This window comes from Dyadobacter ginsengisoli DSM 21015 (genome assembly GCF_059568735.1).
In genome coordinates, this window is the sequence record NZ_JCANTY010000008.1 from 238,523 (window position 1) to 261,678 (window position 23,156).

The following is a 23,156-nucleotide window of genomic DNA, read 5'->3' on the forward strand; positions in this document are numbered from 1 at the left end:
GAAACTTACCTGGAAGCATACCATAAAAGCATCCAATAGAAAACCGGGGTAAAATATCGATGTAAAGAGTATAAGTTTTGTGTTTGATAGGTTTGAGTAGAATTTCTATTGAAGTTTATTTATATGACATTGATAATGATAAGTGTTTCTTTCATAAGGATTTATTATTATTTTAAACGTTGACTACTTACCCAACCTTCCTATCTCATGCCAATAGATCTAAAATCGTATAAAATATTCATAGCCTCGCCGGGCGGGTTGCAAAAGGAAAGACTGTTATTTAGGGATTGCCTGGATAACCATAATAATCTCGAAGGATTTGAAAGAGGCGTGCATTTTCGTGCCGTTGGTTGGGAGGATACCTTGGGAGGTGTTGGAAGACCTCAAGGCATCATTAATCTTGAAGTGGAGAAATGTGATTACTTCTTATTGCTATTACATGATCGATGGGGTTCGAACCCGGGTAGCAACAGTGGGTATACATCAGGGACTGAAGAAGAATTTCATATGGCATTGAAATCATTGAATGATTCTAATATGCCCATGAAGCAAATTGTACTTCTTTTTAAGGATATTTCCCCTTCTCAACTTTCCGATCCAGGCCCGCAGTTGTCCCAGGTTTTAGCATTCAGAAAAGAAAGGGAAGAGAAAAAAGATATCTTGTATACAACTTTTGATAATGAATCAAAGTTTTCGCGGACCATATCGAGCCATTTGGCCAGATGGGTTCGTGAACACGAACAAAACGCCCTTAGCGAACCTAAGAATAAGCAAAAGATAGATTCTTCCATCACTACAAACTTTAAATCCGAGGATTATAATTGGATTCAGCGGAACATAGTGATTGATAATCTAGATCTCGCAGTCTCTCACGCCCACGATTTGTATAGTTCGGGGAAAATCCTCGAAGCGGACTTTATATACAGCCAGGTCTACAGGTCAAGCAACAATCCCAATCATGCTGTTGAATATGGTAAATTTCTAAGAAAAAGATATAAGTTGCACCACGCAGAAGAAGTATTATCCAAGAGTATCGAACTGGCTGAGAATGCACAAGACAAAAAGTGCTTGGCTTATGCGATACGCCAGTTGGGGAGGGTTTATGAGTTTCAGGGAAAGATTGGGAAGGCTTTGGTGGAATTTCAAAAGGCTTATGATTTGTATGATGATTTGGGCGATTTGGAGGGGCTTGCAAGGACAAATATGGATATGGGTTTCGCATTGAGTAAGAACAATGATCCGGATCAAGCCATCAAGCATCTCGACAGTGCATTGGGACAATTTAAGGATATCAATCATCGAATCGGCATAGGGGAATGCCTGAGTTATTTAGGGTTGGCTTATAAGGACAAGGGTGATTTTAATAGGTCTGAAGAATATCATTTGAAAGCACTTGATCAATTGACCTCTACTTCTAATGTCAATTTTGAAGCTATTGCCGTCACAAAAGGTAATCTTGGTGTGATCAAAAGGCTAAAAAATGAATATTCTGAGGCGCAAAGATACCATAAGGATGCACTGGCTTTTTATATGAAGGGAAGTGATCTTCGTGCTCAGGGTAGAGAATATAGTAATCTGGGTGTCGTGTATAGAAGAATGAAAAAATATGACGACGCGATTTTGATGCATGAGAAGGCTCTGGAACTTGAGGATGAAACGCTGAACGAAAAAGGTCGGGCAATCCAATTGGGAAATTTAGGACTTATATATCTGGAGAAACGAGAATTGGATAAATCTGAACTATTTCTTAATCAGGCACTTAAAATTAGCATAGCTCTCAATGACTTGCGAAGCCAAGCCATTCAATTCAAGCATTTTGCCAAGTTAGCAATGATCAGGAATGAATTTGCAACGGCGGAAACCTTTATTCAAAAAAGCCTGAGAATCGATATTGAAGGTAATAACCGCTTCGGAGAGGCCGAGGCCAAAAGGCTTCGTGGAGACCTGTCCAAATTAATTTTGAAAGACAAAGATGACCAATCGTGGAAGCTTCCTTACCGGGAAGCTCTTGACATCTATAACGAGCTTAAATTGCAGAGTCAAATCAATGAGATGAAGGCAATTTTGGACATTGAGCAGTCTTCGGCAACCAACGCAGATCTGTCGACTTCAACTCCTTTACCGGCAAGTTGAAATGTTACTTTGCCTAATCCGGCCTGTATTAGCTCCTCCGTTTGGCGACCATGCAGCAATTTCGTGTCATTAATCACTTCAAATGAATCAGATCATGACACGGAAAACAGCAACTACTATTTATTGGATCGGTACGGCATTGACTTCACTTTGGTTTGGGGCCAGCGGATTTTTTGAACTCACCCGGAACCCGGTCGTGTGGGAGATCACGCAGCAACTGGGTTATCCTGCGCATTTCATTTACCTGCTCGGCATTGCGAAGGTTTCGGGAGTAGCCGTTTTGCTTACGCCCGATAAATTGCTCCGGTTAAAGGAATGGGTGTTTGCAGGGGTATTTTTTGACATTATTTTTGCGTTCGGCTCCAAGTGGAGTGTGTTAGGACCGGCTGCCACCATCGATGCCATCGTTGCATTTGTGATGGTGTCCGTCACTTATACAATGTTCCGGAAGCTTTATAATGTGTCGTACACGACCAGTGGGACGGTAACTGCATAGAGCACTGGCTGCCGGACGGCTGTCATTGCAGGTAATCCTGTTAAAGCCAATAAAGCAAGGTCGTTATTGGCCCTGCTTTATTGGCTTTTGTACCTCTGAAACGATCAGCCGAGGTGATGACCAGCTCCCATTCCGCCGTCGACGGCGATGATCGCGCCGGAGATGTAACTGTTTTTGGCAACGGAGTATACCATCTGAGCTACTTCTTCCACTTCGCCGATGCGGTTGACCAGGTGCAGACCTGCTGCGGCGTCGGCGTTGTCGCCGTGCATGGGCGTCCGGATAATGCCTGCGGAAATGGTGTTGACGCGGATATTCTGTTTGCCAAACTCAGCCGCCAGCTGCACCGTGAGCGCATGGATCGCTCCTTTGCTGGCGATGGGTGCGGTGGCCTGTGCACCACCCAATGCGTGAGTTACGAGCGGGGTGCCGATATTGATCACCGAGCCACCTTGCTGTTTGAGCATTTGTGTGATCGCGGCCTGGGTCGTGAAATAGGTTCCTTTCAGATTGGTATTCAGGAAACGGTCGAGGTATGCCTCATCGACATCCAGGAAAGGTTTTGTTTCATAGATACCCGCATTGTTGATCAGCACATCGGCCGATCCAAAACGCTCCACGGCCGTCTTCACAAGTAGCTCACCCGTGGTCTTGTCTGCGATATCACCCGCTACCCGTGCGAGGTTTGGTCCGCCGCCCAGTTCCTGAAATGCCTCTTCCAATTTGCCTTCGGTGGTCGAATTGATCACCACATTATCGCCCCGTTCCAGAAAATAACGGGCGACTTCCTTGCCAATGCCGGATGACGCTCCGGTTACTATGATTGTTTGCTTTTTCATGTTCTACAATGTTTATTTTTTATCGGCAGTGATGCCTTTTTCCCTCAGTACTGATGTTTGCTCGCCTGCGTATCCCCAGTTGTCGAGGTCTACTTCCTGGATTACGACATGGGTGAGGTGCGGGTCTTTGTTAAGTACTTCTGTAACGACGTCGGTAACGCCCTTGATGAGCCGCTGTTTTTGTTCGCGGGTAACGCCTTCCCGGGTTACCTCTATTTTGATGTAAGGCATGGTAATGGGCTTTGTTTTTGGTTTGACAACACAAAGTTGGAGGGTAAATCCGGGAGGGTTGTGTGACGCAGGTCACATTCGGATTGTGCAGCATAAACATGTGATATAGATCACATTTGGAAAGGAAATGGGGATGACGCGAATTCTTTCTGCGCCAAAACAGGATCTGGAATGAGATTTCCTGTTAGATTTGCAATAAACTTAATTATACCAATTATAAATAATGTGTCACCAACGGGAGGCACAACCTTATGAGCCATATGTTCAGTACAATTTGCCTCCTGTTCCTTTGCGGGTTCATCTGCTGGATGAATACTTCCAAACGAATCACCTGGACCGACAAGAACCGGGTGATGGCCTTAGCGGCAACCCATCCTCAATATGGCCGGTATCTGGCCGGAACCTTGTTCTTGCTGGCGACCGCGATGTGCGTAGGCGTGATGGGAGTAGGCAGCGGATTGTTTGCCGCCGTGGTGATCCTGATGATGGCCGGATCCGTGTCGGTCCTGTTTTTTCCGTTCCGTTACTTCGGTTTGAAAGCAGTTGGGATACTTTACTTGTGTGCATTTACCCTCGAACTTTTGATCCGCTGACCCTATGCCTGCCAACAAGAAGTATTTAACTAAATCTCCCTGGTTAAGGCTGAGCAAGATCCTGGCCGGGACCGTCGGCGGCTATGCCGTCATGATGAGCCTGCATCTTTTTCTAACGGCTTTTTTGCCAAAGGAAGAAGTCATCGTCACTGCCTTTATTACGGGTTATTTGTTGTGGGCTTTCCTGTTGCTGTACGCGTTCATCGCGCGGAATGTGTGGCGCGTATGGGCGCTGTACATGCTCCTCACACTCGTGTTTGCCTTGCCTTATTTACTGAAATTCAATATCAGCCATGGATCTTAGGAAGTATAACATTTATTTTCACACACATACGATCAGCGGGATCATCATTGCCGCATTGCTGTACGTCATCTTCTTTGCAGGGTCTTTTTCTTTTTTTAAAGACGATATCGCGGCCTGGCAGAAGGGGAAATCGTTGGTAGCGCGAAAACCCGCCCCTCCGTACAATCACTTGCTGGACTCGCTGTCCAAACACTATGACCTGCGCGGGCGAAATTTCGACTTTTACATATTGCGCCAGGGGCAGGGAACTTACGTGAACATGACTGCCTCCCAGGATACGACCATCAGCAAGCCGAAACCCAAACCTGAAAAGCAGGAAAGGAGGAGGGGAAGAGGGAGGAGGGGTGACGACGATTCGGCTTATTTCCTTTATAGTTTTTCGGATAAGAAGGCAGGCGATTATGCCAATAGCTATGATATGGCCGAGTTTCTGTACCGGCTGCATTTCCTGGCCCAGCTCAACCAGATCCCCTTCAACATCGGTACGCCTTTCGGCTATTTACTGGCGGGTATTGTGGCGTTTCTTTTTTTGTTTGCATTGATCACCGGCCTGCTGCTGCACTGGGATAAGATCAAATCCAATTTCTTCCTGTTCCGGCCTATGAGCAAATGGAAGACGGTATGGACCGATATGCACACCGTGCTGGGTGTGATCGGCTTTCCGTTTCAGCTGGTTTTCGCGGTGACCGGCGTGGTGCTGATCGTCAATTCGGTGTTGCTTGCGCCTTTTGCCAGCCTGCTCTATGACGGTGATTCCGAGAAAATGTACGAGAGTCTGCAATACAACAAGACCGTGAAGGTCGATTACACTTATAAGCCGATGAAGGTCGCGTTCGATATGGACGCATTAGTTGGGAAGTGGCAAAATGAATGGAAAGGCAGCGTGATTTCGAGGATCTACATCCGTAATTATATGGACGAAAGCATGCAGATCGGCCTGGAATCGAAGCCTGACCCGCGTGAGAATTTTGCAGGATCGGGTTATGTAAATTTGGATGTGGCGAACGGGAAGGTTTTGGAACAAAAGTCCCCTTCCGAAGACGGAAACTATATCGATACGGTGAAAAGCCTGGTGTACCACCTGCATTTCGGCGACTTTGGCGGTAAACCGCTTCGGATGGTCTTCTTCGTACTGGGGCTGATGGGCTGTGCGGTGATCCTGTCGGGCATTATGATCTGGCTCGTGGCCCGCGACAAAGTCAGTACGGAAGTCCGTAAGCGTAAATTCAACTTCTGGGCGAGCAACCTGTTCCTGGCGGCTTGCCTGAGCATGCTTCCGGTAACTGCATTTACGTTCATCATGCTGAAAGCGCTTCACCACGTCGACCAGTCGGTGATCTACAACGTATACTTTTACAGCTGGCTGATACTGGGCGTGTACCTGATGGTCCTACGCGACCTCACCGTCATGAATCGCCAGACATTACTACTTTCCGCTGTGCTATGCCTGGGCGTACCCCTCGCCAATGGCTTTTCGAAAGGCCTCTGGATGTGGAATACCTGGCTGCAAGGGGCGTACGATATCTTCTTTATCGATGCCTTGTTTCTGGTATTGTCCGGCTGTTCGGCCTTTGCCTATTTGAAAGTAGGCTTGCAGGCCAAACCTTTCCATATTCTGGGGCGGGATGACAAAACAATTTATAAACGTGCGCGTGAGCTGAAAGAGTTATAAATGAAACCTATTGCGAGACCCGAAATTCAGTTTATATTGCCTGATTGATACACTTAATCAAACGCAACATGCAACGCAGAACACTTCTCCAAACTTCACTACTCACCGCAGCCACAGGCGTGGCATTAGGCATCGGTCCTGCAATAGCGGGAAGTAAATACGCACCACAAAAAGAAATATATGAATTGCGGGAATATGAAATGCGTTTTGGTTCAGACCAGTCACAATTGGAGGATTACTTTAAAACAGCCCTGATCCCTGCTTTGAATAAGTATGGTGTGAAAACAGTCGGTGTATTCAAGGAGTGGGGTAAATCGGAACCGGCTAAAATTTACTTACTGGTGCCTTACGCTTCGTCCGAGACTTATTTTTCTGTAAATACAAAAATTAAAGGGGATGCTGATTATCTAAAAAACAGTGCCGCCTATAATAATGTACCTGTCGATAAAGCCGTTTACAGTCGCTTTACTTCCTCTCTAATGCTTGCATTCGATGGGTTCCCTCAATTGGTGACTTCCCCGGCAGCAACCCGGCTTTTTGAACTGAGAACCTACGAGGGTTACAGTGAAGATGCTGTAAGAAGAAAAATCAAAATGTTTAACGACGGCGAATTCCCGATTTTTAAAAGAGCGAAATTAGAACCGGTATTTTTTGGTGAAGTAATAGCAGGCGACAAACTTCCGCGACTCACCTATATGCTCTCGGTCAATAATATGGAGGAGCGGGATAAAGGATGGGCTGCATTTGTGGCCGATCCGGAATGGAAAAGGTTATTGGCAGACCCGCAATATGCCAATACAATTTCCAGCATTATTAAAACCTTTTTAGTCCCCACGTCATACTCCCAGATATAGTACAGGCCCGTTGTGCATTTAGAAAAAATACAAACATTCGGATAGCTGAATGCACAACGGGTTTATCAGTAATCCAGCCAGTTTTTCAAAAGATTGGCCTTCTCCCGGCTCACGACAAGCTCCACGTCGTAATTGTTGCGGATATCGATTTTCAGTTTGCCATTGAAATAATGATGGACCTGCTGAATGGCGTCGATGTGAATGATAAACTGCCGGTTAGCACGAAAGAAAAGCTTGGGATTGAGTTGCTGTTCCAGTTCTTCCATCGTTTGGGGGACCACTTCCTCGGAACCGTCGGCCAGTTTGGCACGGGTGATCTTGAATTCGGAGTAAAAATAGATGACATCGCTGACGAGCACCGATTTATACCCGTCTTTGAAAGGCAGCAAAAACCGGTTTCTGAATTCCTTCGGCTGCATAAAGTTCAGGAGCCCTTCGAGTGAACGGATGCTGAACCGGTCGGAGAGCGATTCTGCCTCCCTAAGTGCATTTTCGAGCTCTTCCTGCTCCACAGGTTTCAGCAGATAGTCGATGCTGTTGTATTTGAATGCTCGGACGGCATATTCGTCGTAAGCCGTGGTGAAAATGACCGGGCATTCGATTTTGACCCGCTCGAAAATCTCGAAACTCAACCCGTCCGACAGCCGCACGTCGATCATGATAAGGTCGGGTTGCGCGTTCTGGCTCAGCCATTCGACGGTATCCGCAATGCTTTCCAGCACGGCCAGCACTTCGGCCCGGGGACGGATGAGTTTGATCAGGCGTCGCAGCCGGTCGGCATTGGGTTTCTCATCCTCGATGATCAGAATATTGTTAATCATAATTTTATCAGGGGTATGATCACTTTGAACGTGCCCGAGCCGGTCACGATCTCGGGCTCTTTCTGTGACAGCAGGTTGAATCTCCTCACGATATTGGCAATGCCGATGCCCGATGAATGAATGGTTTTCTCAATGGGCAAAAGCGTATTTTCGACGATCAGCTCTTTGTTCTGAGTGCTGAATATTTTCACTTTCAAAGGCTCCTTTTTGCTGGTCCGGTTGTGTTTCAATGCATTCTCCACGAGCAGCTGGAGGGTAAGCGGGGGCATAAAAAGGTGCCTGTGCGCAGGGTCGACATCGATCTCAAATAAGACCCCTTCCCCAAAACGGTGCTCGATGAGGAACATGTACGAGTTCAGAAATTTCAGTTCGTCTTCGAGCGGGATCACATCTTTTTTGGAGTTGACCAACATGTAACGGTAGATCCGCGAGAAGTTTTCGGCATACTCGTATCCGAGCTGCTGGTCTTCGAGAATCAGTTCGGAAAGCACGCTCAGGTTATTGAAAACGAAATGCGGATCGATCTGTAATTTCAATGATTGCAGTTCGGCCTCCATCGCGGCCTGGTTCAGCTGGGCTACCCGGATAGTCTCATTCCGCCAATTGATGATCAGGTAATTGCCGATGTTGATGCCCATGATCATGATCGCGATAATGGTACTGACCACCATCCATTGAATGATGCCCCGGGTTTCTTCGATGGACAAACCGGGTTCGAGTATAAGGAGCTCTTTCTGGTCGGAGAGGTAAATGAATGCAATGTTGATCGCGAGATTGATCACGAGCACGGCTGCCAGGTTCAGTACCGTTTCCAGGGCCAGCCGGCGTCCGGGATGCTCTTTCCACGATACATACCGGTTGAGCCTGATACCGATCGCGATGTTGATTTCGGATATGGAAAAGCAGAAAAGGAAAGAAGTAAACCAGTCACCCAGTATAACAAGCGGCTTGCGCTGGAAGTAATCCTGCCAGTAGGTAGCAAAGGGATCGAGTATGTAGGAGACCAGGTACAATGCTAGGAAAGCAAGTCCCGCGACAAGGATCCGTTTCCCTTTATTATTCAAAAAAAAGGCATCTCTTTCTGTGATCATGCATTGTGTCAGGTTTGCAGGGAGCACCGCTTTTCGTGCTTTTAGAAAAGATCAATAGCATTATTCCCACACAAAAATAAAATCAGGGCGGCTGCGGCGGCGGAAAATTAATCCAATGCGTGGAAATCCGGTACTGAAGTGCAGGAGCAGGCGACTGAAACGATGGCTTGCCGGAGCAAAACGAGGGCCGGGATTCGGTGTGGCCATTCTTCGTTTCGGGAGCGAAATTCAACGCTTCGGTCAGATAAGGCTGCTTCCGGCCATTAAACCTGCATTTTTTTGCGTCGAAAATCAACTTTCTAAAAAATGATACAAGGATTTTTTTTCGGCCATGAAAAAACAAAACAGGCTTTGTTGCTGGGCCTGGTCGCATGGATGTCGTCGTGCGGCCCCAAGCAGGAGCAACCTCCCATGCAAAATGCGCCGGTGAGCGTCGACTTCCATGAAATACAGGCGGGGGCAGCGCAACTGGAAACAAAGTACCCCGGGTCGATTGAAGGTTCGGTGAATGTCGATATCAAGGCACAAGTAACCGGTTACCTTGACGAGATCTATGTGCGCGAGGGCGAATACGTGAAGAAAGGAAAGCCGCTGTTCCGGATCAAGGGGGATGTATTCCAGGAGCAGGTCAACAACAGCGATGCAGCCTTGAACGCAGCGCTGGCTGCCGAGGAAAGTGCCCGCATCGAACTGGAAAAAATCAGGCCGCTGGTGGCGGGGAAAGTGATGTCGCAGATCCAGTTGCAGACGGTCGAAGCCGCGTATGCGACCGCAAAGGCGCAGGTAGCGCAGGCAAAGGCCGCATTGGGCTCATCGCAAATCAATGCCGCATTTAGCCTCATCAAGGCCCCGGTGAGCGGGTATATCGGGCGCATTCCCAATCGGACCGGCAACCTGGTTACACCCGCCGACGCGATTCCGCTGACGACGCTTTCGGATATCGACCAGGTGTTTGTGTATTTCTCACTGAGCGAGGCAGATTTCATCGCGTTTAGTAAGGATCGTAAGACCGATGAGGGCCTGAACACCGTGGAACTCATCATGGCCGACGGAACGACCTATTCGCAAAAGGGCCGGGTTGAAATTGCCAGCGGGAACATCGAACGCGCTACGGGCAGCATTCCCCTGAAAGCCATTTTTCCCAACCCCGACAAACTATTGCGTTCCGGCGGCTCGGGAAAGGTGGTTCTCACCAAAACCCTGGCATCTGCCCTGACGGTCCCGATGGCGAGTGTCAAGGATATCCAGGACCGGTATTTCGTGTTTGCCCTGGCAGATAGCAACAAGGTCACCATGAAGCCCATCGAGGTGAGTGGCAGGGCCAAAAACCATTACATTATCAAAGCGGGGCTGGCAGCCGGCGACCGGATCGCATTGAACCGCATCGATGTCCTGGCTGAGGGAGCACCCGTGGTCCCGGGCAAAGCTGTGGCGGAAGTAGCCGGAAAATAAGCGCATCAACCAAACTGAAATCAAGACATGTTAAAAAGAATCATAGACCGGCCGGTACTGGCCACGGTGATCTCCGTTGTGTTCGTCATCCTGGGGATCATCGGCCTGACCCGGCTGCCGATTACCCGTTTCCCCGACATTTCACCGCCGACCGTGCTGGTGAGCGGCAGTTACCCGGGTGGTAACAGCGAAGCCGTGTTGCGATCAGTGGTAACGCCATTGGAAGGGCAGATCAACGGGGTGGAGAACATGCAGTACATTACGTCCACCGCAAGCAACGACGGTACCTTTTCGGTACGTGTCATTTTCAAACAGGGCGTAGATCCCGACCAGGCAGCCGTGAACGTCCAGAACAGGGTGCAGCAGGCCACCCCGATCCTGCCGCAGGAGGTGATCCGAATGGGACTCACTACCTCCAAGCAGCAGAACAGTATGATCATGATCTTCAATGTATTTGCGGAAGACAATGCCAAATACGACGAGTTATTCCTGCAAAACTATGTTAATATCAATCTCATTCCGCAGATAAAGCGCGTGCCGGGCGTAGGGCAGGCGCAGGTGTTCGGTTCGAAAGACTATTCCATGCGTGCGTGGCTGAACCCGCAGAAAATGGCCGGGTACGGACTCGTTCCTTCGGACGTGACGGGCGCCATTTCACGGCAAAGCCTCGAATCCGCACCGGGTAAGCTGGGCGAAGAATCGGACGCCGCGCTGGAATTTGTGATCCGGTACAAAGGCAAGAAAAACCTGCCTGAGGAGTACGAAAATATCATAGTGAAGAGAAACGGTACCGAGCTGGTGCGGTTGAAAGATGTGGCGAGAGTAGAGTTTGGCTCGATCAGTTACAGCGGAAACAACAAGGATAATGGGCGCAATGCAGTGTCGGTCGCCATTTTGCAGACTTCGGGCTCTAATGCCAACGAGATCGAGATCGGCGTAAAGAACGAGATCAAAAAGGCGTCACGCTCATTCCCGCCCGGCATTAGCTACAATACTCTGATGAGCACAAAGGACAGGCTCGACGAAAGTACAAGCCAGGTAAAATCAACGCTGATCGAGGCGTTCATACTGGTCTTTATTGTTGTGTTCCTGTTTTTGCAGGATTTCCGTTCCACCATTATACCGGCCATCGCAGTGCCGGTCGCCATTGTGGGAACGTTCTTTTTCCTGCTTGCATTCGGGTTTACGATCAATATTCTGACGCTCTTCGCGCTCGTGCTGGCGATCGGCATTGTCGTCGACGATGCCATCGTGGTCGTCGAAGCGGTGCACAGTAAAATGGAAAGCTCGCATATGAGCGGGCGCGAGGCCACGCACAGTGCGATGGGAGAGATTACGGGCGCGGTGATTTCGATTACACTGGTGATGTCGGCGGTATTCATTCCCATCGGTTTTATGACCGGTTCGTCGGGGCTTTTTTACAAGCAATTTGCCTACACGCTGGCGATTGCCATCATCATTTCGGCGATCAACGCATTGACGCTCACACCCGCGCTCTGTGCGCTGCTGTTAAAGAATGTGCATACGGAGGGGCCGGACGGAAAGCCGGTACGGATGAGTTTCAGCCGGCGTTTCTTTACTGCATTCAATTCCGGGTTCAGCAACATGACCGGGCGGTATGTACGTGGCGTGCGGTTTCTGGCTGGGAGAAAATGGCTGGCGGCCGGGCTGGTTATTGCAATCACAGGCTTTGCGGCGTATCTGCTGAGCAGCACGCCCCGCAGCTTTGTACCAATGGAGGATGATAATTTTATCGTGTATAGCCTGGGTATGCCTCCGGGTACCGCACTCACGCGTACCACCGAAGCGGCCGGGCAGATCGACAAGTTGCTGGAAGGCGTCGAAGCGATTGAAAGCAACACCAGCATTACAGGTTTCAATATCCTGGGCGGCAATGCAAGCGCAGCCTATGCGACCGGTTTTGTGAAGTTGAAGGAGAAGAAAAACAGGGGTAAGGTTCAGGACATCGATCAGATACTGGGCATCATTACCGAAAAGCTGTCGACGGTGAAGGAGGGCACGGTGATGGCCTTTCGCTCGCCGCCCGTAGAAGGGTACGGAATCACCAGCGGGGCCGAAATTGTGTTACAGGACCGGATGGGCCGGAGCCCCGCTTCCCTGAAGGCGATGGCCGACACGGTAATGGGGCAGATTATGCAGCAACCGGGCGTACAATACGCCTACACCATGTTCCGTGCCGATTATCCGCAGCTCGAACTGGAAGTGGATGAAGAGAAAGCCACGCAAATGGGGGTGGATGTGGATGCGATGCTGGGCGCGGTACAGACCTATTTTGCAGGTGACCAGTCGCTGAATTTTACAAGGTTTGGCAAGTTTTACCGGGTCAATGTAAAGGCCGATGGAGTTTTCAGAACCGACCAGGAAGCATTCAACGAAATATTCGTGCGCAATGACCAGGGCGGGATGGTACCTGTGAAATCGATGATTATCCTCAAAAAAGTGTATGGTCCGGAATCGGTGAGCCGATATAATCTGTACAATTCGCTGACGATCAATGTGGTGGCTGCGCCGGGTGCAAGCAGTGGATCCATCATGGAAAACCTGGAAGCACATGTGCTGAACAAACTGCCTGGCGATTACAGCTACGAATGGACCGGGCTTAGCCTCGAAGAAAAATCCTCGGGCAATCAGACCATGCTTATCCTGATGCTGAGCCTTTTGTTCGTGTACTTTCTGCTCGCGGCGCAGTATGAGAGTTACCTGTTGCCACTGGCGGTGCTGCTGTCTATTCCGACTGGCGTGATCGGGGCATTTTTGGGAATCAAATCAATTGGGCTCGATAATAACATTTACGTCCAGGTAGGTCTGATCATGCTGATCGGTCTGCTGGCCAAAAATGCCATTCTGATCGTAGAGTTCGCGGTGCAGCGAAGGCGCGCAGGATTATCGATCGTAGAATCGGCCCTGGATGCGGCCCGGGCGCGGTTGCGGCCCATTATTATGACTTCGCTTGCATTTATCGTAGGAATGATCCCGCTGATGCTGGCCAGCGGTGGCTCCGCCTCTGGAAACAAATCGATCAGCACGGGTGCAGCCATGGGCATGCTTAGCGGTGTGGTGCTGGGGATTTTTGTGATCCCCCTGCTATACATGCTCTTCCAATACTTGCAGGAAAGAGTTTCGGGCAAACATCCGGACGAACTAGTAAACAGTTAACAATGAAAACATTCAATCGATATATATGGGGCAGCCTGGCCCTGGCATTGTCTCTTTCCGCTTGTCGGGTAGGAAAAGAGTACAGCCGCTCCGAACTGAACATACCGGAGCAATACAGGCAAAACGTTGCGGTCACAGCCGATTCGGTGAAACTGTCCTGGCGAACCTTCTTCCGGGATTCCGCATTGACGGGCCTGATCGAAAAAGCATTGGTGAAAAACAATGATATCGCTGTTGCCATGATGACCATGCAGCAGCTAGACCTGACTTACAAGCAGGCCAGGCAGGGTTTAATGCCCGCTGTGGACCTGAGTGTGGGCGCCAACCGGACGTGGCTTTCCACCAACTCGCTTAACGGTTCTCTCAGCGACCAGTTTCTGGGCACCAGCTACATGGACGATTACAATGCATCGATCCGGCTGAACTGGGAGGCGGATATCTGGGGTAAAACCAGGATGAAGAAGGAAGGTGCGTTAGCCAATTATTTTGCACAGAAAGAAAATTTGTCCGCGCTCAAAACAAGGATTATTGTACAAGTCGCGCAAGCCTACTATAACCTGATAACCCTTGACGAGCAGATGAAAATCGCGCAACGGAATGTGGAGCTGGGTGACAGTACGCTGCATATGATCCGGTTGCAATACGAATCGGCTCAGGTGAATTCGCTGGCATTGGAGCAGGCGGAAGCGCAGAAGAAGACGGCCGAACTGTTGGTGCCGCTCGCATTGCAGGACATTGCTGTGCAGGAAAATGCATTGAGTATCCTTTGCGGCAGCTACCCCGACCGCATTCAGCGGAACCGCGCGGCAGCGTCATTGATTTCGGGCATGACACTCCCGGCAGAAGTGCCGGCCAGGTTGCTGAGCCGCAGGCCGGATGTGAAAGCGGCGGAGTATGCGGTGATCGCGGCTAATGCCCAAACGGGCCTGGCAAAGGCGGCCATGTACCCGGCTATCAGCCTGACACCCTCGGTTGGGGCCAATTCATTCAAGTTCAATGCCTGGTTTGACCTTCCGGGTTCGATGGTGAAGACGATAGGCGTCAATCTGGTTCAACCGATTTTTCAGAAAAAGGAATTGAAAACGGCCTATGAAATCGCGCAGATCGAGCAGGAAAAGGCGGGAGTGCAGTTCCGGCAGTCGGTATTGACCGCGGTAGGCGAAGTGTCCGATGCACTGGCCAGATCGCAGCATGTGGAACAGCGGTTGCAATTGGTAGGTGAGAAGAAAGCTTATCTTATGAAAGCCAATCAAGCTGCAATGGTACTCTACCAAAGCGGCATGGCGACTTATCTGGAAGTGATCACCGCGCAGAATAACGCATTGCAGAACGACCTCGAAGCCATCGGCATGAACAGGGAGAAGTTCAATGCCGTGACAGACTTGTACCGCGCGTTGGGCGGAGGCGATGAGAATTGATCTTGAAAGTCAATAATGTGGATGATTTCAGGCCCGTAATAAGCATATTTGTGTTCATTACGGGCCTGAATCACAAGTGATCCCGCACCAATTTCCGGAATGCGAGGTTAATCAGGATCGTTTTCTCGAAACCGGCTTGTGTGAATATCAGTCCATAGAAATTCTTTTTCCGGTTGATCCAGCCATGAATGCCTGTCGCACTCAGGCATGCGACCTCGGTAGCAGTATTGTATTCGAATTCGTACCGGAACAATCCAAGACCATAAGTGATATCCACATTGTTGCTCTGATCCACTTCCATCATTTCCACGGATGCCGGTTTCAGGACCTGCACACCATCATAAGTCCCCTTATTGTAAAGCATGGTCAGGAAGCGGAGGTACTCGTTCATCGAACAGACGATGCCATAGCCGGTTGCCGGGTTGGCGGGATGGCCGGGACTGTACACCACTTTCTGCATACCGCATTTGGAACCTATACGCTCCTGGAAGATCTGTGCCCAGGGCTTTTTCTCGATCACCTCGGCTACCCGGGAGGCCACGCTGAAAGCCACACTCCCGTAAAGCGCCGACTTTCCGGGTGTAAACAGCAGCTGCGTCCTCAGGGCGATGCTGTCAATATTTTGCTCAAGGGTCAGGTTACTGCGTTCGTCAAATGGGGATTCCACGACGATGCCCGATGTGTGCGACAATAGCTGCCGGATCGTAATGGCTTTTTTCTCATTATTGAATGAGGGAATGTATTTGCTCACCTTGTCGTCAAGTGTCAGCTTACCCGACTCGACAATGCTCAAAATGACCGCTGCAGTAACCGCTTTGGATGCCGACATGATGGGCAAACGCGTATCGGCATCATAGATCCCCTGACGGTAACCAAAGAGTGTCGTATCACGTCGGCCCACAAAAACCATGAGGTTCCTGTTGTAGCTGGCCGCATTTTTTTTTAGGAAATTATAGAATGATAACCGCGTCCGGTACTGGTAGGGCGTAGCATGCACTAGGGGAATTCCTGTGCCATTCCGGAATATCAGCTTCTTAATGTCCAGGTTGAGATTGGAGACCGGGATGGAGTCAAGATCCGAAAGCGGGCCTTCGCATTTTACGCAATCTGTTTTGGTAGTGTCCGGCTTCTCCTGTTCGACCGGAGCAGGCGTATTTTTATTTCCATCACACGAAACGGCCGCAATTGCCAAAAAAATAATAAGCAATTGTCTCATGATCTGCTAACAGGAACTGATTGGGGGAATAATTTCCTTCGGTAATTCATAAATGGTAGTTCCACGAATTGATACATCAAATAGGAAATCAAATATATGAAAATATATGTACCGATAAAGAATGCCCAGCGCGATGCGGTTGCATCCTGTTGGTTGTTCTGGTACCAATGGATGACCTTTTCGATGATCAGTAAATGCAGCAGGTAGAACGAATAGGAGGTCTGGCTGATATTGGTAATCACTTTAACGGCCATTTTGCCCGGGCGCGGGCACGATACCGCGTATGGGAGCATCAAAGCGAATGTGCAGCAAAAGGCAGGAAGCAGCAGGACATCCACGAAAAAATTGGATTTGCCCCCGGCGACCGTGTGATCGACGACTTTGAACAGGAGAAACAGACCGATGAAGCCCGCTATGAGCAGCGACAGCCGGATTCCTGGCGAAAGATTGTATTTTTCAAGTATGTATCCGATCAGGCAACCGTAGGCGATGGCATCGATGCGGAACATCACCATTTTCCGCATGGTATCCCAATGTCCGAAAGGGGGCACAAATACTTTCCAGCCCGCTGCCAGGATCCCTTTATCCAGTAGCTCGGTAAAGAGATTTTGCTGGTACATCCATTGGTAGACGAGCTTGGTCAGCAACCCGAAGATGATGAACGCACCTATGCCGGTCAGATAAATCTGATGCCGCGTCCCGCGTTTTGGGAACAGTCCTGCGATTGCCATCAAAGCGGCAGGGAAGAGCAGGTAAAACCACTCCTCCACAGCCAGGCTCCACGAGTGCGGAAAGAAGTCGGGAATGGGTGTCAGGATGTTTTGTGCAAAAACCAGATAGACAAATCTGTGGCGCGTCGCGTCGGAAAAGGCAAAGTAGATCGCAAAGGCCACCAGATAAGCAGGAAGTGTCCGTAGCCAGCGGTTTACCCAAAATATCTTCACCGCCTGCCAGTTCATCGCAGGAGTAAGTACCGTACGCATGATAATACGGCCGATCAGAAAGCCGCTAAGCACGAAGAATGCCTCCACGCCCATCCCGAGCCATCCAAAAGGAAACATTTTATCGAATGGATTTAACGGCATGGAATGCGAGAGGAATACCATCAGGATGGAACAGGCCCTCATCAGGTCCAGTCCAAAGATCCGGTCGTTTTTTTCAGAGATCGTTGATGTAAATTTTTGTGTCATTGCAGGTATATCAGTCGGTATTTCTCCCGTATGACACATACTCGTCCGGTAGCGTGGCAGCTTTTGAACTAAATACTTTCCGGGTTAATCATGCATGGTCCAAACCTGCGCTTAAATTTGTTTCCAACTAACCTGACCCCACAGTGAGAAAGAACTTGCCGGTTTCAGAAAATGGAACGAGGCTTTGGAATCTTACCCTGCCAAAGAAGCGGTGGCTGCGGAGCCTGTGCAGCAAAAGCCGCAGTTGCGCCCAATTCTCCCCGACCGGCACAGATTTTTAATGAATGCCTGATCTGCCAACCGGCAATCCTAATCACGGCCCCCCGAAATCACAGAAAGTAATCAAGCCGCCCACTGCGGATTAACTTAAAAGTGATTAACCCAATGTATCCACAGGACCTGTATCCGCAAGTTGTCAAAGTTGTCTACTATACCCACCCATTGTGCCCGGTTAGCTGGGCAATGCAGGCCGAATGGGAGCGGTTTACCGAGCACTTCGGCAAATACATCAGCACTCAGTTTTGTATGGCTGGAAATGCGCCGGACACCAGCGAGACGCCGGAAAATAGTGTCTTTCCTGCTTACGTTACCTGCCTGGCCGTAAAAGCAGCCGGGTTACAGTCGCCTGTCGCGGCCGATCTTTACCTGGGACGGCTGCGGAAAGCGGCGATGGCAGAACAGCTTGATGTGCTTCAACCCAATGTGCTGGTCGGGTTGGCCCGAGAAATAAGCAAGTACCATCGAAATCAGTTTGATTTTCACCGCTTCGGAAAAGATTTTGATACCCGGGCCGCCCGCCAGGCTTTGCATGCCGACTTACAAAAGGCGCATTGCAACCGAATCGACCGCTTTCCCACACTCACATTTACCGTGAAGGGCAGGGGAGTCAAACTGGCAGGTTACTGCACTTATGCAAAGCTGGTCGCGGCGGTGAACAAACTGCTCAAGGGTGTTAATGACCGGCTTATATCTATCTGATCTCCGGTAGATTTCCTACGCCTCATGTGCCAGTAAACCGACCGCTTCGTCGTTACCCTGCTGGGTCGCGTGATCCAGGGCTGTATAACCGCGCGAATCAAGTATCGCCGGGTTGGCACCGCTTTCCAGCAGCAGGTGTACCATTTGGTTCCGGCCGAAAAGCACCGCGAACATCAATGCTGTACCGCCGTTGCCATGTTGCCGGTTGAGGTCGGCACCGTGCATGATAAGCAGCCGGGCGATATCGGTATAACCTTTGAAAGCAACGCCCATCAGCGCCGTATTGCCGCCCAGGTCGGCGGCATTTACATCGGCTCCGGCATTGAGCAATACCGTCGCGGCTTCATATCGGTTGTTGTAGCAGGCGATGATCAACGGCGTGTATCCTTTTGTATCATGGATATTGATGTCGGCTCCGCGCGTGATCAGTTCGGTTAAGACGGCTGTTTCGCCCAGTCGTGCGGCGTGCATCATGATCTCGGTAACATTTTCCATTGCTTGTCTTGTTCATGTGAAAGCCGGGGAGCAACTCCCCGGCCTGCTATTTGGATTATCGTCCCGGCGGTGCGGGTTAGACGTTATTTTAGGTTTCTGATCACCAGCGCTGCTGCCAATCCGCCCAGCACGTACCAGGCAACGGTCAGCAGTTTGGTTTCATCAGTTTTTGCAACCGGCGTATCATCAAGCCCCAGCGGCTTGGCCAGGCCGATGGCGCCGAGGCCTGCCATAAGTCCGTAGCCTGCGCCTCTCCAAAAAATGGTTTCGCGGTCGCCTTTGCCGATCATTGCGTAGTAACCTGCGTTGCTGGCGAGGTCCGCGGCAAGCGTAGAAACGGTAAGGGCCTGGCCCGTGGGCGCTTTCAGTCCTACGGCTTCGACAGTCTTAGTTAGCGCTTCTTCTCCGAGTTGATCGATTTTAGGAGCCTTATTATAAATGCGTTTGGCGGCTTCATGTATCAGGTTCAGCACGACGGCTCCGCTGATACCGCCCAGGATGTTTCTTACTTCAGGTTTCATAGTTGTCGATGTTTTTTGAGGGTTTTATTAAAAAAAATTGAGCCAGAGATCCTCAAACTGAATGGGTGTTGAAAGGGGAATGTCTTGCACATGGTCTCCGGCAGGAAGGCTCATGGGCAGGACTGGCACATTTATTTTTGCAGCCCCTGCCGCTGTGCACGATATGTAAGCTTTACAGGACCAGTGTCGCAGGCGTGATTTAAGAACAGATCATTATGGAAAAGGGAAAAAAAATGGGCGTTGCCCTGGTTGGGCTGGGGGAATACGCCATCGGGGAGCTGATCCCTTCACTTAAAGAAACAGAATATTGTTACCTGGCAGGGCTCGTAAGCGGAGATGCGAAGAAACGCGATCACCTGGCAAATGAAGCGGGACTTAAAAAGCAAAATCTCTATACCTACGACAATTTCGATCGGATCGCAGAAAATCCGGACATCGACGTGGTGTATATTACTCTCCCCAATTCGATGCACGCGGAATACTGTATCCGCGCCGCGCGCGCCGGGAAGCACATTATTTGTGAAAAACCGCTCGCGATGGACCTGGATGAATGCCATCGCATCAGGGACGAGGTAGACGCGGCCGGCGTGCGGTTTTCAATGGGCTACCGGCTACATTTTGATCCGTACAATAAGGAGATGATGCGACTGGGACAGGAGGAAGTCTTCGGCCCGGTCCGGAAGCTGGTGCTGAGAAACAGCATGGAACTGAATGATGACGGAGCCTGGCGCATCGATGCCGAGCGATCGGGAGGAGGGCCTCTGATGAACAACGGTATCTATTGCATTCAGGCGGCTATTTATGTTACCGGTAAACTTCCAGTCGCGGTGGAGGCCGGATTTGCGCCGAAAACGAATCCCGAACGGTTCAATGAAGTGCCCGAAGGCGTGGAATGGACGATGTTCTTCGAAGACGGGATCACAGCAGTATGTGAAACCAGCTATGTCAAAAATCAGAGTCTGATGCGCGCAGAGACGGGTGACGGCTGGTTTGAACTGGACCCGGCATATGAATACGCAGACCTGAAAGGAAGAACTTCACTTGGTGAAATGTACTTCCCGCCGGTGAAGCAACAGGCAAAGCAGATGGATGATTTTGCACAATGCATTCTCAACGGTTCCGATACCCGTGTACCTCTTGAGATGGGGATCAGGGATATGGAGATCATCGCAGCCATATATGACTCGGCCCGCAGCGGTGAGCGCGTTGAACTGCATCTGGACGCCTACGCGGCGTTGTCGGAGTATTGAGTCCGGACCAGCCGGTACATTCGTCAGCTAATGCGTTTGCCATTTTTTGCGGGTACCCATTCAACTGCGTCGCATTCCGGGCAATGCCCGGGTGCGCCCGCGTCACGGGTCCCGGTCGTGTATCCGCATTGCACGCAGGAAAGGGGGGCTGGTTCGTCGGTCACAGCCACCTTTTTATCCAGTTCGTCCGGATAAATCGGTAATCCGTGTCGCACGTCGTTTTCATGGTAGAATAAAATACTGAATTCGCCTGAAGTTTCGATTAACACCATTTTGACCTGTCCCAGGTGTTCCACATTGCGAAGGCGCAATTCGGCAAAAAACTCATCCCTCGAGAGACCGGATTCCGCAAAAGCATCCATTTGTATGCGTCCATCCCTGATCACATACAAGGGTTCTCCTTCCAGCAATTTTTCCAGCTTTTCGAACCTGTCCGATAACCTGGTCACCGTAATGTAGAGCGCGATCACGACCAGGAAAACTGTAAATGCAGGCAATATGCCCACGTCTTCGTAGAACATAGGATCCCCTGCCGCCGAGCCCAGCCCGATGATCAGGACCAGTTCAAATATGGACAGCTGCTTGATTCCCCGCCTACCCGACGCACGGAGCGCGAGCAGAATGACTACAAACATGATCACCGTCCGCAAGATGACTTCCAGCAGGAAGGAATAGGGAAGATCATGCATCAATATTTTTCTCCATCCACCGATGTCATTCATTTTATCTGGTCTTAATGAGTTATTTTAAAGATTATATGTAGGCCGGGTCAGTTTTCCAGCCTGGCGATCAGGCCCTCATCGCCGCTCAGCAACAGGTTGTTTTCGATCCGCAAACCAATGCGCTCCGCCTCGGTGCTGACGAGGATCTCTCCACTAAATTCGTCCGGTCCGGACCGGAGATAAGCTGGGCGGTGACTGAGATTGAGGATGACCAGGAACCGATCGCGATCGTTTTCCCGGATGAACGCAAATAGCTGCTGATCTGAGAATACGGGTGTGAACTTTCCGGTTTGCAATGCAGGCTCTCGCTTGCGCAACGCAACCAACGTATAATAGAAAGACAGTATTGAGTCCGGGTTCTCACGCTGACGCTCCACATTGATGCGCCTGAAACTATCCGGTAACCTGAGCCATGGCCGTGCACCGGAAAATCCGGCGTGGTCTCCGGTATCCCATTGCATGGGTGTCCGGGAGGGGTCGCGGCTCACGTTGCGATCGGGCATGTTGAGGCCCTGCGGATCTACGATTTCGTCCATGGGGATCGGTACATCGCGCATTCCGATCTCGTCGCCGTAATAAATCGTGGGAGTGCCCCGTAATGTGAGCAGCAGCATAGCCGCTACCCATGCCTGCTCTCGGCCTACGCGGCTGGACACGCGTGGCTGGTCATGATTGCCCAACACCCAGTTGGGCCAGCCGTCCTCGGGTAATGCGCCCTCGTACTCGTCCACCGCCCGGGCGATTTGTCTGGCATCCCAGGGCAATGTAAGTAACTGAAAATTGAAGGGGAGATGAGCTCCGCTGCTGTTGGCTCCATAGTAGGTGACCAGCTTGTGGATCGGCAGATAAATTTCGCCAATCAGTACGCGTTCGGAATATTGGTTGGTCAGCTCCCGCATCATGCGGACAATCTCGTGCACCTCGCGCTGATCGGTCGAATAAACCGGATCGAGCGATTCATAAATAAGGTCTTTCTCGTCGAAAGGCGAATCCGGCACGGCCGGGTTGTTGCGGAGTTGCTGGTCCTTGATCATGTGCCACATGACATCGACACGAAAGCCGTCCACCCCCTTGTCCAGCCAGAACCGCATTACATCCATCATAGCCACCTGCACCTCCGGATTACGCCAGTTCAGGTCGGGTTGTTCTTTGAGAAAAGCGTGGTAGTAGTATTGCCTGGTTGTTTCGTCCCATTCCCAGGCATATCCGCCAAACACACTAAGCCAGTTGTTGGGCAATTCTCCGTTTTCTTTTCCGTCGTGCCAGATATACCAGTCCCGTTTCGGATTGTCGCGTGAAGACCGGGATTCCAGAAACCATGGGTGCTGATCGGAAGTATGGTTGGGTACGAGGTCGAGGATCAGTTTCATGCCACGGGCGTGCACCACGTCAAGGAGTGCGTCGAAATCTTCCATGGTGCCGAACAGCCGATGAATGCCGCAATAATCTGAGATGTCATAACCAAAGTCGGCCATGGGAGACGGGTAGATGGGCGACAACCATACGCAGTCTATTCCAAGCCATTGCAGATAATCGAGCCGCTGCATGATTCCTTTCAGGTCGCCGATCCCGTCGTTATTGGAATCCTGAAAGGAACGGGGATAGATCTGGTAGATCACACCGTGTTGCCACCACAGGTATTTTTTTGAAGTTGGATCTATGTCGTTGATGATACTCATGGAGCTGGTTTTTGTTACTTCGGA

General features: G+C 50.3%; 21 protein-coding genes. 11 read left to right on the forward strand and 10 right to left on the reverse strand.

Annotated elements, in window-relative coordinates; translation table 11 throughout:
- The first annotated feature begins 207 nt into the window (after window positions 1–207).
- Together BP71_RS28605 and BP71_RS28610 are read left to right on the forward strand one after the other, a co-directional pair.
- Window positions 208–2,133 carry a tetratricopeptide repeat protein gene (locus BP71_RS28605; protein WP_496385010.1) on the forward strand — a complete coding sequence of 642 codons (1,926 nt, stop codon included), beginning with the start codon at window positions 208–210 and terminating at the stop codon, window positions 2,131–2,133.
- A 94-nt stretch (window positions 2,134–2,227) separates the two neighbouring features.
- Window positions 2,228–2,629 carry a DoxX family protein gene (locus tag BP71_RS28610; protein ID WP_496385011.1) on the forward strand — a complete coding sequence of 134 codons (402 nt, stop codon included), beginning with the start codon at window positions 2,228–2,230 and terminating at the stop codon, window positions 2,627–2,629.
- A 104-nt stretch (window positions 2,630–2,733) separates the two neighbouring features.
- On the opposite strand, the gene BP71_RS28615 is transcribed toward BP71_RS28610, so the two are convergent.
- Window positions 2,734–3,468 carry an SDR family NAD(P)-dependent oxidoreductase gene (locus BP71_RS28615; RefSeq protein ID WP_496385012.1) on the reverse strand — a complete coding sequence of 245 codons (735 nt, stop codon included), beginning with the start codon at window positions 3,466–3,468 and terminating at the stop codon, window positions 2,734–2,736.
- Window positions 3,469–3,480: 12 nt separating this feature from the next.
- The gene (locus tag BP71_RS28620; protein WP_496385013.1) at window positions 3,481–3,699 is read right to left on the reverse strand and encodes a tautomerase family protein; all 219 of its coding nucleotides are present in this window, start codon (window positions 3,697–3,699) and stop codon (window positions 3,481–3,483) included.
- 260 nt (window positions 3,700–3,959) lie between these two features.
- On the opposite strand from BP71_RS28620, the gene BP71_RS28625 reads away from it, so the two are divergent.
- From BP71_RS28625 to BP71_RS28640, 4 genes are all read left to right on the forward strand, one after another.
- On the forward strand, window positions 3,960–4,292 hold the full coding sequence (locus tag BP71_RS28625; RefSeq protein ID WP_496385014.1) for a hypothetical protein: 333 nt from the start codon (window positions 3,960–3,962) through the stop codon (window positions 4,290–4,292).
- 4 nt (window positions 4,293–4,296) lie between these two features.
- A complete protein-coding gene (locus BP71_RS28630) occupies window positions 4,297–4,596 on the forward strand; it encodes a hypothetical protein (RefSeq protein ID WP_496385016.1) in 300 nt (99 codons plus the stop codon).
- Entirely contained in the window at window positions 4,586–6,268 is a 1,683-nt protein-coding gene (locus BP71_RS28635; protein ID WP_496385017.1) for a PepSY-associated TM helix domain-containing protein, read from the forward strand. Before BP71_RS28630 ends, BP71_RS28635 begins: the two co-directional genes overlap by 11 nt.
- A 68-nt stretch (window positions 6,269–6,336) precedes the next feature.
- Window positions 6,337–7,122: an NIPSNAP family protein gene (locus BP71_RS28640; protein WP_496385018.1), complete on the forward strand. Its 786-nt coding sequence runs from the start codon at window positions 6,337–6,339 to the stop codon at window positions 7,120–7,122.
- A gap of 65 nt (window positions 7,123–7,187) precedes the next feature.
- On the opposite strand, the gene BP71_RS28645 is transcribed toward BP71_RS28640, so the two are convergent.
- Complete coding sequence (locus tag BP71_RS28645) at window positions 7,188–7,943, reverse strand: LytR/AlgR family response regulator transcription factor (RefSeq protein WP_496385020.1); 756 nt, start codon at window positions 7,941–7,943, stop codon at window positions 7,188–7,190.
- On the reverse strand, window positions 7,940–9,034 hold the full coding sequence (locus tag BP71_RS28650) for a sensor histidine kinase (RefSeq protein WP_496385022.1): 1,095 nt from the start codon (window positions 9,032–9,034) through the stop codon (window positions 7,940–7,942). The genes BP71_RS28645 and BP71_RS28650 overlap by 4 nt, the downstream gene beginning before the upstream one ends.
- Window positions 9,035–9,340: 306 nt before the next feature.
- Between BP71_RS28650 and BP71_RS28655 the strand changes: the two genes are divergently transcribed.
- From BP71_RS28655 to BP71_RS28665, 3 genes are read left to right on the forward strand one after another with little or no spacing between them, the layout of a single operon-like run.
- Complete coding sequence (locus tag BP71_RS28655) at window positions 9,341–10,486, forward strand: efflux RND transporter periplasmic adaptor subunit (RefSeq protein WP_496385023.1); 1,146 nt, start codon at window positions 9,341–9,343, stop codon at window positions 10,484–10,486.
- A gap of 27 nt (window positions 10,487–10,513) precedes the next feature.
- Entirely contained in the window at window positions 10,514–13,663 is a 3,150-nt protein-coding gene (locus BP71_RS28660) for an efflux RND transporter permease subunit (protein ID WP_496385024.1), read from the forward strand.
- A 2-nt stretch (window positions 13,664–13,665) separates the two neighbouring features.
- Window positions 13,666–15,081, forward strand: coding sequence for an efflux transporter outer membrane subunit (locus BP71_RS28665; RefSeq protein ID WP_496385025.1), 1,416 nt, complete (start codon window positions 13,666–13,668; stop codon window positions 15,079–15,081).
- Window positions 15,082–15,151: 70 nt separating this feature from the next.
- Here BP71_RS28665 and BP71_RS28670 read toward each other — a convergent pair whose 3' ends face one another.
- A complete protein-coding gene (locus BP71_RS28670) occupies window positions 15,152–16,297 on the reverse strand; it encodes a serine hydrolase domain-containing protein (protein WP_496385026.1) in 1,146 nt (381 codons plus the stop codon).
- Window positions 16,294–17,487, reverse strand: coding sequence for an acyltransferase family protein (locus BP71_RS28675; RefSeq protein ID WP_496385027.1), 1,194 nt, complete (start codon window positions 17,485–17,487; stop codon window positions 16,294–16,296). Before BP71_RS28675 ends, BP71_RS28670 begins: the two co-directional genes overlap by 4 nt.
- 384 nt (window positions 17,488–17,871) lie before the next feature.
- Between BP71_RS28675 and BP71_RS28680 the strand changes: the two genes are divergently transcribed.
- Entirely contained in the window at window positions 17,872–18,465 is a 594-nt protein-coding gene (locus BP71_RS28680) for a DsbA family oxidoreductase (RefSeq protein ID WP_496385028.1), read from the forward strand.
- A 15-nt stretch (window positions 18,466–18,480) separates the two neighbouring features.
- Here the strand turns inward: BP71_RS28680 and BP71_RS28685 are convergent, their stop codons facing one another.
- On the reverse strand, window positions 18,481–18,960 hold the full coding sequence (locus tag BP71_RS28685; protein WP_496385029.1) for an ankyrin repeat domain-containing protein: 480 nt from the start codon (window positions 18,958–18,960) through the stop codon (window positions 18,481–18,483).
- Window positions 18,961–19,043: 83 nt separating this feature from the next.
- Window positions 19,044–19,481 carry a hypothetical protein gene (locus tag BP71_RS28690; protein ID WP_496385030.1) on the reverse strand — a complete coding sequence of 146 codons (438 nt, stop codon included), beginning with the start codon at window positions 19,479–19,481 and terminating at the stop codon, window positions 19,044–19,046.
- Between the two features lie 215 nt (window positions 19,482–19,696).
- Between BP71_RS28690 and BP71_RS28695 the strand changes: the two genes are divergently transcribed.
- Window positions 19,697–20,731, forward strand: a complete 1,035-nt coding sequence (locus BP71_RS28695; protein ID WP_496385031.1) for a Gfo/Idh/MocA family protein — start codon at window positions 19,697–19,699, stop codon at window positions 20,729–20,731.
- Between the two features lie 23 nt (window positions 20,732–20,754).
- On the opposite strand, the gene BP71_RS28700 is transcribed toward BP71_RS28695, so the two are convergent.
- Window positions 20,755–21,453, reverse strand: a complete 699-nt coding sequence (locus BP71_RS28700; protein ID WP_496385032.1) for a DUF421 domain-containing protein — start codon at window positions 21,451–21,453, stop codon at window positions 20,755–20,757.
- 47 nt (window positions 21,454–21,500) lie between these two features.
- Window positions 21,501–23,132 carry an alpha-amylase family glycosyl hydrolase gene (locus BP71_RS28705; protein ID WP_496385034.1) on the reverse strand — a complete coding sequence of 544 codons (1,632 nt, stop codon included), beginning with the start codon at window positions 23,130–23,132 and terminating at the stop codon, window positions 21,501–21,503.
- Window positions 23,133–23,156 lie beyond the last annotated feature (24 nt).